The sequence below is a fragment of the Paraburkholderia kirstenboschensis genome (assembly GCF_904848585.1).
GTDB classification, from domain to species: domain Bacteria; phylum Pseudomonadota; class Gammaproteobacteria; order Burkholderiales; family Burkholderiaceae; genus Paraburkholderia; species Paraburkholderia kirstenboschensis.
The window spans coordinates 146486-160765 of sequence record NZ_CAJHCR010000015.1; the positions used below are offsets into that span (position 1 = coordinate 146486).

General features: G+C 62.6%; 13 protein-coding genes. 7 read left to right on the plus strand and 6 right to left on the minus strand.

Features of this window, described 5'->3' with window-relative positions; translation table 11 throughout:
- Window positions 1-162: 162 nt before the first annotated feature.
- On the minus strand, window positions 163-558 hold the full coding sequence (locus tag JMY24_RS29060; RefSeq protein ID WP_020071014.1) for a hypothetical protein: 396 nt from the start codon (window positions 556-558) through the stop codon (window positions 163-165).
- Window positions 559-759: 201 nt separating this feature from the next.
- Between JMY24_RS29060 and JMY24_RS29065 the strand changes: the two genes are divergently transcribed.
- Window positions 760-2286, plus strand: coding sequence for an AMP nucleosidase (locus JMY24_RS29065; protein WP_128585773.1), 1527 nt, complete (start codon window positions 760-762; stop codon window positions 2284-2286).
- An 84-nt stretch (window positions 2287-2370) separates the two neighbouring features.
- Here the strand turns inward: JMY24_RS29065 and JMY24_RS29070 are convergent, their stop codons facing one another.
- Together JMY24_RS29070 and JMY24_RS29075 are read right to left on the minus strand one after the other, a co-directional pair.
- Window positions 2371-2898 (minus strand): chromate transporter, encoded by a 528-nt coding sequence (locus JMY24_RS29070; RefSeq protein ID WP_128597963.1) that lies wholly within the window; start codon window positions 2896-2898, stop codon window positions 2371-2373.
- Window positions 2895-3464: a chromate transporter gene (locus tag JMY24_RS29075; protein WP_128597962.1), complete on the minus strand. Its 570-nt coding sequence runs from the start codon at window positions 3462-3464 to the stop codon at window positions 2895-2897. The genes JMY24_RS29070 and JMY24_RS29075 overlap by 4 nt, the downstream gene beginning before the upstream one ends.
- Before the next feature lie 97 nt (window positions 3465-3561).
- On the opposite strand from JMY24_RS29075, the gene JMY24_RS29080 reads away from it, so the two are divergent.
- Entirely contained in the window at window positions 3562-4500 is a 939-nt protein-coding gene (locus JMY24_RS29080) for a transcriptional regulator GcvA (RefSeq protein ID WP_128597961.1), read from the plus strand.
- Window positions 4501-4536: 36 nt separating this feature from the next.
- Here JMY24_RS29080 and JMY24_RS29085 read toward each other — a convergent pair whose 3' ends face one another.
- Window positions 4537-5280, minus strand: coding sequence for an LOG family protein (locus JMY24_RS29085; RefSeq protein ID WP_128597960.1), 744 nt, complete (start codon window positions 5278-5280; stop codon window positions 4537-4539).
- 1 nt (window position 5281) lies between these two features.
- On the opposite strand from JMY24_RS29085, the gene polA reads away from it, so the two are divergent.
- The 3 genes from polA (at window position 5282) to JMY24_RS29100 (ending at window position 10486) form a co-directional block, all read left to right on the plus strand.
- Window positions 5282-8023 carry a DNA polymerase I gene (polA, locus tag JMY24_RS29090; protein WP_128597959.1) on the plus strand — a complete coding sequence of 914 codons (2742 nt, stop codon included), beginning with the start codon at window positions 5282-5284 and terminating at the stop codon, window positions 8021-8023.
- Window positions 8024-8178: 155 nt separating this feature from the next.
- The gene (locus tag JMY24_RS29095) at window positions 8179-9525 is read left to right on the plus strand and encodes an NAD(P)/FAD-dependent oxidoreductase (RefSeq protein WP_128585769.1); all 1347 of its coding nucleotides are present in this window, start codon (window positions 8179-8181) and stop codon (window positions 9523-9525) included.
- A gap of 88 nt (window positions 9526-9613) precedes the next feature.
- A complete protein-coding gene (locus tag JMY24_RS29100; protein WP_128597958.1) occupies window positions 9614-10486 on the plus strand; it encodes a dienelactone hydrolase family protein in 873 nt (290 codons plus the stop codon).
- Between the two features lie 173 nt (window positions 10487-10659).
- Here JMY24_RS29100 and JMY24_RS29105 read toward each other — a convergent pair whose 3' ends face one another.
- Entirely contained in the window at window positions 10660-11529 is an 870-nt protein-coding gene (locus JMY24_RS29105; protein ID WP_128597957.1) for a sulfurtransferase, read from the minus strand.
- Between the two features lie 160 nt (window positions 11530-11689).
- Window positions 11690-12796 carry an aromatic ring-hydroxylating oxygenase subunit alpha gene (locus JMY24_RS29110; RefSeq protein ID WP_128597956.1) on the minus strand — a complete coding sequence of 369 codons (1107 nt, stop codon included), beginning with the start codon at window positions 12794-12796 and terminating at the stop codon, window positions 11690-11692.
- A gap of 287 nt (window positions 12797-13083) precedes the next feature.
- On the opposite strand from JMY24_RS29110, the gene JMY24_RS29115 reads away from it, so the two are divergent.
- Complete coding sequence (locus JMY24_RS29115) at window positions 13084-13392, plus strand: exodeoxyribonuclease VII small subunit (RefSeq protein WP_027779527.1); 309 nt, start codon at window positions 13084-13086, stop codon at window positions 13390-13392.
- The gene (locus JMY24_RS29120; RefSeq protein WP_201703382.1) at window positions 13389-14270 is read left to right on the plus strand and encodes a polyprenyl synthetase family protein; all 882 of its coding nucleotides are present in this window, start codon (window positions 13389-13391) and stop codon (window positions 14268-14270) included. Before JMY24_RS29115 ends, JMY24_RS29120 begins: the two co-directional genes overlap by 4 nt.
- The last annotated feature ends 10 nt before the right edge of the window (window positions 14271-14280 follow it).

A 14280-nucleotide genomic window follows, 5' to 3' on the forward strand; every position in this document is an offset into this window, starting at 1 on the left:
GTGCGGTGGTGAAAGCAGTGTGGAGCGCGCGTCGGGCAGGTCGGTGGAATCGTTGCGAGGCTGGGCGCACCGCCGCGCGATGCGGAACTCAAGCTCACAGCGCCGGCGACGTGCGCCGGCGCAGGGCATTGATAAGGAGCGGCGCCGGCGCTCCGCCAGGCATCAGTACCTCAGGTTCACCGAGGGCAGACGCGTGCTCGCGCGTCCGTTGTCGCGCACGGTGGGCGACGTATCGAGCGGCGCGCTCATCTGATAGCGCGTGCCCAGATTCGAGCGGACGTTGATCTCGACGGGCTTGCCTTTGTCGCGGTATTCGGTGATTTCCGTGCCGTTCCCGCTGCGCTCGTGGAAGCTCGGCGTGCGCGGGACGTTGATTTCCACCTTCGAGCTGACCTCGGCTGCCGGCCGGTTGATCTTCTCCAGGTCGGGCAGGCCGGCGCGTTCATTGGCGGACTGCGGCGCGCCCGGGGGCGGAGTGTCGTCGACAGGCTGGGCAGCCATCGCGGCGTTGCCAAAGGCAAGGGCCAGTGCAACGGCGACGGGAAGGAGCGGCTTCATGGTGATTCTCCGGAATGGTGCCCCGATTCTAGCAAATCCAGCTTCTGCCACGGGCGCAATCGCCTTATTTTGCGCCGCTTTCGCGCGGCGCGCCCGCAATCTCGCGCGCCCCTGCGGCGGCGCGTGCTGCGGGCGCGGCGACGTCATTTGGCGATCATGGGTTCCGTGGTAATGTCGTCTCATCAATAGAGGCGAATGAAGATGAACAACGATACCAATCAACGCGCGGTGCAAACTCCCGCCAACAGCTTCCCGACCGAATCCTTCGACGACGCTGCCGAGGCGGTGACACGCCTGTCGGCGATTTACGAAGCCAACACGTCTTTTCTGCGCGACGCCTTCGCGCGCTATCGCCGCAACGAACTGTTCGAACGCCGCGTGCGTGCCTGCTACCCGTTCGTGCGCGTCTGCACGGAAGTCAACACGCATATCGACTCGCGGCGCTCGTACGGTTTTGTCGCCGGCCCCGGCGTGTTCGAGACTACTGTTACGCGGCCCGATCTGTTCGGCAACTACTATCGCGAACAATTGCGTCTGCTCGCGAAGAACCACCATGTGAAGATCGAAGTCGGCGTTTCGAACCAGCCAATTCCAATTCACTTTGCGTTTGCCGAGGGCATTCACCTCGAAGGCGATCTGGATCGCGAGCGCCTCTTCCTGATGCGCGACGTGTTCGACACGCCCGACCTCGCGCTGCTCGACGACCGTATCGTCAATGGCACGTATGAGCCGCTGGCGGGCGAGCCGCATCCACTCGCGCTGTTCACGGCGGCGCGCGTGGATTTCTCGCTGCACCGGCTGAAGCATTACACGGCGACTTCGCCCACGCATTGCCAGAACTACGTGCTGTACACGAACTACCAGTTTTATATCGACGAGTTCGTCAAACTCGGCCGCACCATGATGGCCCGTACAGACGACGAGGAACTGCGCGCCTATCGCAGCGAATACACGTCGTTTGTCGAACCGGGCGATGTGGTCATGTACAACGAGAACCTCGGCGAGCAGGCGCAGGAAGGCACGGCGCCGCCGCGTCTGCCGCAAATGCCCGCGTATCACCTGAAGCGCGCGGACGGCAGCGGCATCACGATGATCAACATCGGCGTTGGGCCGTCGAACGCGAAGACCATCACCGATCACATCGCCGTGCTGCGTCCGCATGCGTGGATCATGCTGGGCCACTGCGCGGGCCTGCGCAATACGCAGCGCCTCGGCGACTATGTGCTGGCGCACGGCTATGTGCGCGAAGATCACGTACTCGACGCCGATCTGCCGCTGTGGGTGCCGATTCCGGCGCTCGCCGAAGTGCAGGTCGCGCTGGAGCGCGCGGTTGCGCAGGTCACGCAGCTTGACGGTGTGGAACTCAAACGGGTTATGCGTACGGGCACTGTCGCGAGTGTGGACAACCGCAACTGGGAGTTGCGCGATCATCGTGAGCCGGTTCAACGGCTGTCGCAAAGCCGCGCGATCGCGCTCGACATGGAAAGCGCGACCATTGCCGCAAACGGATTCCGCTTCCGCGTGCCTTACGGCACCTTGCTATGCGTGTCCGACAAGCCGCTGCACGGCGAACTGAAGCTGCCCGGCATGGCCGACCAGTTCTATCGCGCGCAGGTCGACCAGCATCTGCAGATCGGCGTGAAAGCCATGGAGCTTTTGCGCGAGAACGGGCTGCATCGATTGCATAGTCGCAAGCTGCGCAGCTTTGCCGAGGTGGCGTTTCAGTAAGCGGGGCGCTGGGCGTTTTTCAGCCTGCGGTTTTCCGGTCGGCGCGTGGGATCGGCGGGTGAGCAAGGTGCATCAGCCGAGTGTCTACTGCCCAAAGCCGGTCAGCCCGATCACGCTGCCGGCGGCCAGCAGCCATAGCGGATGAATGCGTGTCTTCAGTGCGACTACCGCTGTGGCCGCTGTGACTGCCCACGCAATCGCCGTCGAATCCGACGCTTGCGCGATCAGCGCCGCGCTCGCCGCGACGATGCCTGCCGTAACCGGCACCAGCCCCAACTGCGCATAACGCCGCCACGGCCGGTCCTTGAAGCGGTCCCATGCGTGGAGCGCGAGTATCGTCACGATCGACGACGGCCCGAACTTCGCGATCGACGTCACCAGCATGCCAGGCCAGCCGGCCACGTGCCATCCAATCAGTGTGACGATCATCAGGTTGGGCCCTGGCGCGGCTTGAGCAAGCGCGAAGAGCGCGCTGAATTCGCTGGCTGGCATCCAGTGATGCACCTCGACCACCTGACGCTGCATCTCCGGAAGAATGGTGTTGCCGCCGCCGAATGCGAGCAGCGAAAGCTGACTGAAAATGATGGCGAGGGAAACGAGCGTGTCGTTCATTGTGCGCTCCTCGATGCAACGTAGATGCTGAACGGCGTCAGCACAAGCATGGTGGGCAACAGCGGCAGCCGCATGATCGCGATAGCAATGAAGCCGAGGGCGGCGATGAGCGCGGCCATCGGCTTGTTGCGCAATGGCAGCAAGATTTTTACGGCCATTGAAATCAGAAGGCCGGCCGCGGCCGCCGCAAGCCCCGCGAATAGATGGCGCACGTGCGGGTCGTCTTGCGTGCGCTCGTACAGCACGCCAAGACCGATCACCACCAGCGACGGCCCGGCGATCAATCCGAGCAATCCAGCGAGCGCGCCTGGGATTCCGCGAAAACGCATGCCGACGGCTACCGAGAGATTGATCACATTGCCGCCCGGCAGAAATTGGCAAAGCCCCAGCAGATCGGTGAAATCTTCCGCGTTCAACCAGCGGCGTTGCTCGACAAGCGCGCGGCGCGCGAGCGGCAGCGCGCCTCCGAATGAGATGAGCCCCAAGCCCAGAAAACCGCCGAAGATTTCCCGCAGAGTGGGCCTCGGCCCTGCAGCGGAGTCGAGTGAGGTGAGATTGTGGTCCATGGCGCTTCGCTTTCCGTTCAAGCTCAAGAGGTTAGCTCCGAAACGCCACGCGGCAAAACGATTTTTGCGCGCGTCTTTGTGATCTACAATCACAAGCATGGCACGTAACCTTCCTCCTTTCCCCGCGCTGCGCGCCTTTGAAGCAGCGGCGCGGCACGAAAGCTTTACCGCCGCGGCTAACGAACTGCATGTGACGCACGGTGCAATCAGCCGGCAGGTCGCCGCGTTCGAGTCGTGGCTCGGCGTGCAGGTGTTTCAGCGTCACGGCAAGCGCGTGCGCCTGACGGCCGCCGGCCGCCGCTATCTGTCCACCGTGCAGGCCGCGTTCGACAGCATCGCGCACGCCACCGACCAACTGCGCGACACCGGCGTCGTTCACGTTTTGCGGGTGAATGCGCTGCCCACGTTCGCGATGAAATGGCTGCTGCCGCGCCTGCATCAATTCCAGCGCAAGGTGCCGAACGTCGAGTTGCGATTGGCGACGTCGAACGCGCCGGTTGAAACATTGGATAGTTTCGACGTCGCGGTGAGGCGAGGCCCCGCTCATTGGCCGAACTGTGTAAGCGGCCAGTTTCTTGGCGAGAGCGAGCTTCCTGTGTGCAGTCCCGCACTGCTGCAGCGCTCGCCGATCAAGACGGCCGACGACCTCGCGCGACACGTGCTGCTGCATTCCGACACGCGGCCCGATGCCTGGGGTAACTGGTTATCGGCTGCGGGCGTGACGGCGAAATGCCGGAAGAAGCAATCGTTCGATCACTTCTATCTGGCCTTGCAGGCCGCAGTAGATGGACTCGGCGTGGCACTGGGCCCGTTGCCGTTACTTGCCGATGAGCTCGCGTCCGGCCGGCTCGTGATGCCGCTGGCGGGACCGCGCATCGACGCGCGCGGCTATTGGTGGGTCGCAAGGAGAGAGGTCGCGCATGCGCCGCTCGTCGCGCAATTCTGCGAATGGTTGCAGGCGCAAGGCGATCAAACCGATCAAGCGCAAACGCAAACGCAAACGGGCAGCCCTGAGGCCGCCCGCTTGAATGAGTGATCCAGCAGTTTTGCGCGCGAGCGCTGCGCTCGCACGTTACAGATAGAACATGCGGTCTTCTTCCGACTTGGTGGGCTGCGGCTCGGCGCCTTCGCGATCTTCGTAGAACTTGAGCACCGCTTCGAGCACCTGGTCCGGGTCGTCGATCACCTGCATCAGGTCGATGTCCGTCGGATTGATGAGGCCCATGGGCGTGAGCGAGTTCTTGAACCACGTAAGCAGACCTTCCCAGAACTCCGCGCCCACCAGGATGATCGGCACGTGGCGCGACTTCTTGGTTTGAATGAGCGTGAGTACTTCCGCGAGTTCGTCGAGCGTGCCGAAGCCGCCGGGCATCACGATCACAGCATCCGAATTCTTCACGAACGTGACCTTGCGCGTGAAGAAATGACGGAAGCGCAGCGAGATGTCCTGCCACTGGTTACCGGACTGCTCGTGCGGCAACTCGATGTTCAACCCGACCGAAGGCGCCTTGCCCGCATGAGCGCCTTTATTTGCGGCTTCCATGATGCCGGGACCGCCGCCGGAGATCACGGCGAAGCCTGCATCGGAGAGTTTGCGGGCGATTTGCGTGGCGAGTTTGTAGTACGGCGAGCTGGGTTTCAGGCGCGCTGAACCGTAGATGCTGACAGCGGGGCGGATCTCCGAGAGGTACTCGGTCGCCTCGATAAACTCTGCCATAATCGTGAACATCTGCCACGATGCGCGGGCCTTTTTTGCCGTTGCGCGCTCTTGATCTGCGAGTGATCGCAGACTCGGAATCACTTTTCTCTTAGTCATAATGCCTGAAGAACGAAGCCTTGAAGGTAAGACCCTGCTATTGGTCGACGGTTCGAGTTATCTGTACCGGGCCTACCATGCGATGCCTGATCTGCGCGGGCCCGATGGTGGTCCCACAGGTGCGCTCTACGGGATGATCAACATGCTGCGGCGCATGCGCAAGGAAGTCACAGCAGAGTATAGCGCGTGCGTGTTCGACGCCAAGGGCAAAACGTTTCGCGACGACTGGTATCCGGACTATAAGGCGAATCGTCCCTCCATGCCGGACGATCTCTCGCGGCAAATCGAGCCGATTCATGTGGCCGTGCGCGCGCTCGGCTGGCCGCTTCTGATGATCGACGGCGTGGAAGCCGACGACGTGATCGGCACGCTTTCCACCGAAGCGGAAAAGCGTGGCATGAACGTGATCGTGTCGACTGGGGACAAGGATCTGGCGCAGCTCGTGTCGGATCATGTCACCCTCATCAATACGATGACCAACGAAAAACTCGACCGCGCCGGCGTTCTTGCGAAGTTCGGCGTCCCCCCGGAGCGCATAGTCGACTACCTGTCGTTGATCGGCGATACCGTCGACAACGTGCCCGGCGTCGAAAAATGCGGGCCGAAAACCGCGCTCAAATGGCTGTCGCAATTTGAGTCGCTAGATGGCATCGTCGCACATGCAGACGAGATTAAAGGTGCGGTAGGAGACAATCTGCGACGTGCCCTGGATTTTCTGCCGATGGCGCGCAAGCTCGTCACGGTGGAGCGTCATTGCGATCTGACCGGGCACCTCACGTCGATCGAGGAAAATTTGCAGAGCCGGCCTGAATCGCGCGAGGAATTGCGCGACGTATTCACGCGCCACGGGTTCAAGACCTGGCTGCGTGAGGTCGAAATTGCCGATGCGGTGGAAGGGCCGGAAACCGACGTGCCGCCCGCGCTTAGCGTCGATCACGAGCGCCACTACGAAACCGTGCAAACGTGGGAACAGTTCGACGCGTGGCTGCAAAAAGTCAACGCAGCGGAGCTGACTTCGTTCGACACCGAAACCACGTCGCTCGATCCGATGATCGCGCAAATCGTGGGTCTGTCTTTGTCGGTAGAAGCGGGTCATGCCGCTTATGTGCCGCTCGCGCATCGCGGCCCCGACGCGCCCTTGCAACTGCCGCGCGACGAAGTGCTTGCGAAGCTCAAGCCGTGGCTCGAAAGCGCGGAGCACAAGAAGGTCGGTCAGCATCTGAAGTACGACGAGCAGGTGCTGGCCAATTACGGCATCGAGATGCGCGGCGTCGAACATGACACGCTGCTGCAATCGTATGTGCTCGAATCGCATCGTCCGCATGACATGGACAACCTGGCGTTGCGCCATCTCGGCATCAAGACGATCAAGTACGAAGACGTCGCGGGCAAGGGTGCCCAACAAATCGGTTTCGACGAAGTCGCGCTGGACAAAGCCGCCGAATACGCCGCGGAAGACGCCGACGTTACATTGCGTCTGCATCAGGCGCTGTACCCGCAGCTTGCTGCGGAGCAGGCGCTGGAGCATGTCTATCGCGACATCGAAGTGCCCACGTCGCGCGTATTGCGCAAGATGGAGCGTACCGGCGTTCTGATCGACGCGGAAAAACTGCGTCAGCAAAGCAGCGAAATCGCCGCGCGTCTGATTCAGTTGGAGAGCGAGGCGTATGTGCTCGCCGGCGGCGAATTCAATCTCGGCTCGCCAAAGCAGATCGGTCAGATCTTCTTCGAGAGACTCGAATTGCCAGTCGTGAAGAAGACGCCGAGCGGCGCGCCGTCCACCGACGAAGAAGTACTTCAGAAGCTGGCCGAAGATTATCCGCTGCCCAAAATCCTGCTGGAACACCGCGGTTTGTCGAAGCTTAAGTCGACCTACACCGACAAGCTGCCGCGCATGGTCAACGCAACAACCGGTCGAGTGCACACGAATTACGCGCAGGCCGTTGCGGTCACGGGGCGCCTTGCGTCGAACGATCCGAACCTGCAGAACATTCCCGTGCGCACCGGCGAAGGCCGCCGTATTCGCGAGGCCTTCATTGCGCCGCCGGGGCACAGGCTCGTCTCGGCGGATTACTCGCAAATCGAACTGCGCATCATGGCGCACATTTCCGGCGACGAATCGCTGCTGCGCGCGTTCTCGCAAGGAGAAGACATTCACCGCGCGACTGCGTCCGAGATTTTCAGCGTGACGCCGCTCGAAGTGTCGAACGATCAGCGGCGCGTGGCGAAGGTCATCAACTTCGGTCTGATCTATGGCATGAGTTCGTTCGGCCTCGCGTCGAACCTGGGCATTACGCGCGACGCCGCGAAGCTCTATATCGACCGCTACTTCGCGCGCTATCCGGGCGTCGCTCGCTATATGGACGAGACGCGTTTGAGCGCGAAGGCGAAGGGCTACGTCGAAACGGTGTTCGGCCGCCGGCTATGGCTGCCCGAAATCAACGGCGGCAACGGTCCGCGTCGCCAGGCCGCGGAGCGCGCGGCCATCAATGCGCCAATGCAAGGCACGGCCGCCGATCTGATCAAGTTGTCGATGATCGCGGTGCAGAAGTGGATCGAACAATCGAAGATCGGCACGCGCATGATCATGCAGGTCCACGACGAACTGATCCTCGAAGTGCCGGACGCCGAACTGTCCGAAGTGCGCCAGCGTCTGCCCGAGTTGATGTGCGGTGTCGCCGCGCTGAAAGTCCCGCTGGTCGCCGAAGTGGGCGCGGGACTCAACTGGGAGGAAGCACATTGACGCCTGCGTGACGGCGCGCGATATCGTCGTGTGCATGTCACATATGCGTATTGGCGGCTTGTGACAAACCGTGCTGCTCGCGGACAATCGGTAAAGACGCGTGCCTCTCGCGCGCGATCACGACGCACAACCCATCGGCAAATACGGAGAGTTCAATGCATCGGTTTATCGTCGTTGGCGGAGGCGCAGGAGGACTGGAGCTGGCAACTCGCTTGGGCGATCGCTATGGTCACAAGAACAAAGCCGGTACGCGGGCGCAGGTCACGCTCGTCGACCGCAATCCGACCCACATCTGGAAGCCGCTGCTGCATGAAGTGGCGGCCGGCAGTATGGACCCGTTCACGCAGGAACTCGAATATGCCGCGCAAGCGCGCTGGCATGGCTTCGAGTTTCAGCAGGGCGAGCTGACGGGCCTCGACCGCGCGAACCGGCGTCTCACGCTCGGCACCGTGGTCGACGACGACGGCGCCGAACTCCTGCCCGAACGCCAGCTCGAGTACGACACGCTGGTCATCGCGATCGGCAGTACGACGGCATTTTTCGGCGTGAAAGGCGCGCCCGAGTTCTCTCTGGCACTCGACACCGTCAGCCAGGCCGAGCGCTTTCGCAAGCGCCTTATCGCGGCTTGCATGCGGGCCGAGCATCAGGCGCATGAGCCGGTCGAATCCGGAGTGGGCACTTCGCCTTCTTCCGAGCCGCGCATTCAGGTGGCGATTGTCGGCGGCGGAGCGACGGGCGTCGAACTCTCGGCGGAGTTGCGCAATACAGCGCAGGTGTTGTCCGCGTATGGTCTGCACAAACTCGATCCGCGGCACGACGTGGGCATTGTGTTGATCGAAGCAGGGCCGCGCATTTTGCCGGCTCTGCAGGAACGCGTGTCGACGGCCACCGCCGAGTTGCTCACCAAGCTCGGCGTAAAGCTCATGACAAGCGAGACCGTGGCCGAGGTGGCGCCCGGCATCATCCGCACCGCGAGCGGAAAAACCGTGCGTGCTGATCTGACGGTGTGGGCGGCTGGCATCAAGGCGCCGGCTATTCTGAGCCAGCTCGACGGCTTGCCGGTCAACCGGCTCGGTCAGCTCAACGTGCGCCGCACGCTGCAAACCGAGATCGACGACAACGTCTTCGCGCTCGGCGATTGCGCTGCTTGTCCGTGGCCCGGTAATGAGAGGAACGTGCCGCCGCGCGCGCAGGCCGCGCATCAGCAGGCGAGTTTTCTGCTGAAGGCGCTCGCCGCCAGGCTTGAAAACAGGCCGCTGCCGGAATTCACCTATCGCGATTTCGGCTCGCTGGTGTCGCTCGGACACTTCAGCGCGGTCGGCAATCTGATGGGCGGCGTGATCGGCGGCAATATGCTGATCGAAGGACTGTTCGCGCGCTTCATGTACATGTCGCTGTACCGGCTGCACATTGCCGCGCTACACGGCTACGCTCGGATGGTGCTCGACACCTTCGCGCACTGGCTGCGGCGCACCACCTTACCGCGGGTCAAGCTGCACTGACGGCGCGCCTCACTGAGAGGTTGCATCTGCAACAGGACGCGCGCGAGGCGTATCCTGTTGCCTCCACCGTTCAACGAGGAGCGCCCGCATGCTGAATCCCGATGTCGACAGCCTGGTCCCGCACGTTCCCTTCAACCGACGTACTTTCATCAAGGCGGCGATCGGCACCGGTTTTGCTGCCGCCGTGTTGCCGGTGTCGGCGCAAACCATCCATACCGACAGCGAAGGTCTCGAAGCCGGCGAGATTGCCGTGCGTTCAGGCGGCACGCTCGTGCCGGCCTACCGCGCGCAGCCGAAGGGCAAGACGCATCTGCCGGTGATCATCGTCATTCATGAGGCGTTCGGCGTGCACGAGCATATCGCCGACGTGTGCCGGCGTTTCGCCAAGCTCGGCTATCTGGCTATCGCGCCGGATCTGTTCGTCCGCGAAGGCGATCCGATGGCGCTTCCGAGCATCCAGCAAATCAGTCAGCAGATCTTGAACAAAGTGCCGGACGAACAGGCGCTGGCCGATCTCGACGTGACGGTCGCGTGGGCCGGCGAGCACGGCGGCGATCTGAACCGGCTGGGCGTGACCGGCTTCTGTTGGGGCGGGCGCATCGCGTGGCTGTACGCCGAGCATAATCCGCGGCTCAAGGCAGCGGTCGCGTGGTATGGGCGCGTTACGGGCGATCGAACGGCGACTACGCCCACGAATCCGCTCGACCGCGTGGCGGATCTTCATGCGCCGGTGCTCGGTCTCTACGGCTTGCAGGACCAGAGCATTCCGCAGGATTCGCTCGAGCAGATGAAGCAGGCGATTGCCCAAGGGCCGCAGGTAGCGCGCGGTTCGCAATTCGTTGTGTACGACGATGCAGGCCACGCGTTTTTCGCGGATTACCGGCCGAGCTACAAGAAGGCCGATGCGGAAGACGGCTGGCGTCGGGCGCTGGTTTGGTTCAAGCAGCATGGAGTGGTTTGAAGTTTGAACGCCGGCCTTTGAGCTTCGCATGTGCGGCTTTGGCTTTGCGCGTGAGCTTGCCGCTGCAACTCGTTCGGGCTGCCGCGGTCCCACGCACGCAACGCATAAAAAAAGGCCGTTGCCGCTTGTGAGCGGCAACGGCCTTCTGCTTTCCTGGCGGCGCTTTGTTTCGCTTAGGGATTCGGGCCGGTGGCGACGGGCCGCTTCGGATCAGAACTCCATTCGCTCCAGGAGCCCGCGTAGAGCGCTGCGCCGTGCAGACCGGCGACTTCCATCGCCAGCGCATTGACGCAGGCCGTCACCCCCGAGCCGCATTGCAGGACGACATGTTCCGGCGGCGTATCACCGAGTAGCGCGGTGAACTCGTCGCGCAGGGTGTGAGCCGGCTTGAAGCGGCCGTCAGCCGTCAGGTTGTCCTTGAAGAAGCGATTGAGCGCGCCCGGAATGTGACCGCCAACGGCATCCAGCGTCTCGTTCTCGCCGCGATAGCGATCGGCCGAGCGTGCGTCGACCACCACGCGCTCTTTGGAACCTAGATTGCGCTCGACCATGTTCGCGTCGACGGTGACGGAAAGCGGGGCGCCAGCTTTGAAGTCGCCGGTGTTTTGCGGCGGCACGTCTTGCGTCAACGGCTGGCCGGCGGCTTCCCACGCTTGCAGCCCGCCGTCGAGCAACGCCACCGCGTCGTGGCCGAGCCAGCGCAGCAGCCACCAGGCGCGCGCCGCGTACATGCCGCCTTGCGCGTCATAGGCGACGACTTGCTGGCCTTGCTTCAACCCGCGCGATTCGAGCGTTTCGACGAGCCGCGCACGATCGGGCAACGGGTGACGCCCGTTCGCGCCGTTCTTCGGCCCGGACAGATCGCGGTCCAGATGCAGATAATGCGCGCCGGGCACGTGTCCCGCGAGATAGGCTTTTTCACCGGCTTCCGGGTCGGCCAGGTCGAAGCGGCAGTCGATGACGAACACGCTGCCCGGCGCCTCGGCGAGCCGTTCGGCGAGATTCGTCGCGGAGATCAAAGTGGTGTAGTGAGTGTGGGGCATGATGTCTCCTCGATGCGGGCGATGGCGGCTCCGTTGCCGGCAGTCTCGTGACGCGACCGGATGGCCGGGCTACCTCGTTAGTCTAAACAAAAAAAGACGGGCCGAAGCCCGTCTTTCCATGCGTTGATGCAAACGCGATTGAGTTGCAGCGAGGCTGCAGTCAGATCGTACCCAGCTCGCGCCGCAGGAACTCGTGGAAGTGCTGCATGCCGTCTTCCATTGGGCTCTGGTACGGACCGACCTGTGACTCGCCGCGCTCCATTAGCGCGCGGCGGCCTGCGTCCATGCGTTCGGCGATTTCGTCGTCTTCGCGAGCCGTTTCCATATAGGCGGCGCGTTCCGCTTCGACGAACTCACGCTCGAACAGCGCGATTTCCTCAGGGTAATAGAACTCGACCACGTTGGTGGTCTTTTGCGGTCCGCGCGGAATCAGCCATGATACGACCAGCACGTGCGGATACCATTCGATCATGATGCCGGGGTAATACACCATCCAGATCGCGCCGAACTCCGGCGGATTGCCGCCGCGAAAACGCAGCACTTCGTCGTGCCATTTGCGGTAGGTCGGACTGCCCGGCTGCTCGAGGTCCTTGTGGACGCCGACCGTTTGCACGCTATACCAATCGCCGAATTCCCACGTAAGGTCGTCGCAATTGACGAAGCTGCCGAGGCCCGGATGGAACGGCGCGACGTGGTAGTCCTCCAGATAGACCTCGATGAAGGACTTCCAGTTGTAGTTGCACTCGTGCACTTCGACATGGTCGAACATGAAGCCCGAGAAGTCGAAGTGTTGTTTCGTGCCGAGGTTGGCCAGATCGCGTGCGACGTTGCGGCCCTGCGCTTCGAAAAGCAGCCCTTGCCAGTTCTGCAGCGGCGTGGCGCCGAGATTCAGGCAAGGGTTGTCCGCAAAATGCGGAGCGCCGAGAAGCTGGCCGTTCAGATCGTACGTCCAGCGATGCAGCGGGCAGACGATGTTCTCCGCCTGGCCGCGGCCGTTGAGCATGATGGCTTGCCGGTGGCGGCACACGTTCGACAGCAGTTCCACTTGCGACTGCTGGTTACGAACGAGCACGCGCCCCTCGCTCTCGCTGGGCAAGGCAAAATAATTCCCCACTTCCGGCACCATGAGATCGTGCCCGACGTAACGGGGACCTTTCTTGAAAAGGGTTTCGATTTCGCGCGTTAGAAGCGCTTCGTCAAAGTAAGCCGTGACTGGCAGTTGGCTGTGAACAGACCGCAACTGCAATGCATTGCTCAGATTGGACATTCCCACTCCCGATGAAGACGTGAAAGCAGTGAACAACCCAACCATCGAAGATTCGATTTAGGGAGCCCGAGATTATACCTGTTTCCCCCTTCCTGGGACAGTTAAGTCACTGATTTGGGTCAAAAATGTCGAGAAAGTTCGGCCTTTTCGCCGCAGACCAATCGTTTTTTTTCTGCGAGACTGACAGAGCGGCGAGGGGCATACGGGCGGCCCGAAGGTCGGCTGGCGAGTCGGATTTGTCTCTTTTGCCGTAGAATGTCCGACTTGTTTTAATTTTGCGACTATTCATGGCGAAGACCGCATCGAACGATACTGCTGCGGCGCCGGCCGAAGGCGTCGATAGCACGCCGCTGCCTGAGAATTACGAGGCGGCGCAGGCCGAACTGGAAGGGCTCGTTGCGCGCATGGAAAGCGGCAATCTCAGCCTCGAAGAGTCACTCTCCGCCTATCGGCGCGGCGCGGCTCTGGTGGCGTTTTGCCAGCAGCAGCTCGAGAAAGTCGAGCAGCAGGTGCGCGTGCTCGACGGCGAGACGCTCAAGCCACTGCCCGTGAATACCGCAGGAACAGCCGCTACTGAAAGCGGGGACGACCTATGACATTCGAACAATGGACGCGCTCGGTGCTCGAACGCGTCGAAACGGCACTCGAACACTACCTGCCGGCTGAAACAACGGAGCCCGCAAAGCTGCATGAGGCGATGCGCTACGCGGTGCTGGGCGGCGGTAAGCGGGTTCGCCCGCTGCTGTGCCATGCAGCAGGCGAGTTGACCGGCGCGCGCGCCGAGTGCCTGGATGCGGCAGCGGCGGCGCTGGAAATGATCCACGTGTACTCGCTCGTGCACGACGACATGCCCTGCATGGACGACGACGCGCTGCGCCGCGGCAAACCCACGGTACACGTCAAATATGACGAAGCCACGGCACTGCTGGTCGGCGACGCGTTGCAGTCGCAGGCGTTCGTCGCGTTGACTTCCGAGGTTCTGGCGCCCGCGCAGCAGGCGGCGCTCGTCCGCGAACTGGCTCTTGCTAGCGGTTCGATCGGCATGTGCGGCGGTCAGGCAATCGACCTTGCAAGCGTCGGCCACACGCTCACGCGCACGCAACTCGAAACCATGCACCGCATGAAGACCGGCGCGTTGCTGCGCGCCGCGGTGCGCATGGGCGCGCTGGCGGGTGAAGCGCCGGACGCGAACGCAATGCGTTCGCTCGACGCATACTCGGCCGCGGTCGGCCTCGCGTTTCAGGTCGTCGACGATATTCTCGACGTCACGACCGACTCCGCGACGCTCGGCAAGACAGCAGGTAAAGACGCGAAGGACGGCAAGCCGACCTACGTGTCGATTATTGGGCTCGACGCATCGCGTTCGCTCGCAGCGCAGCTGCGCAGCGACGCGCACGCCGCGCTGGCGCCGTTCGGCGCGCGCGCGCAGCGCCTTGCCGAATTGGCAGATCTGGTGGTGAACCGGGTCAGCTGAACGCGAAAGC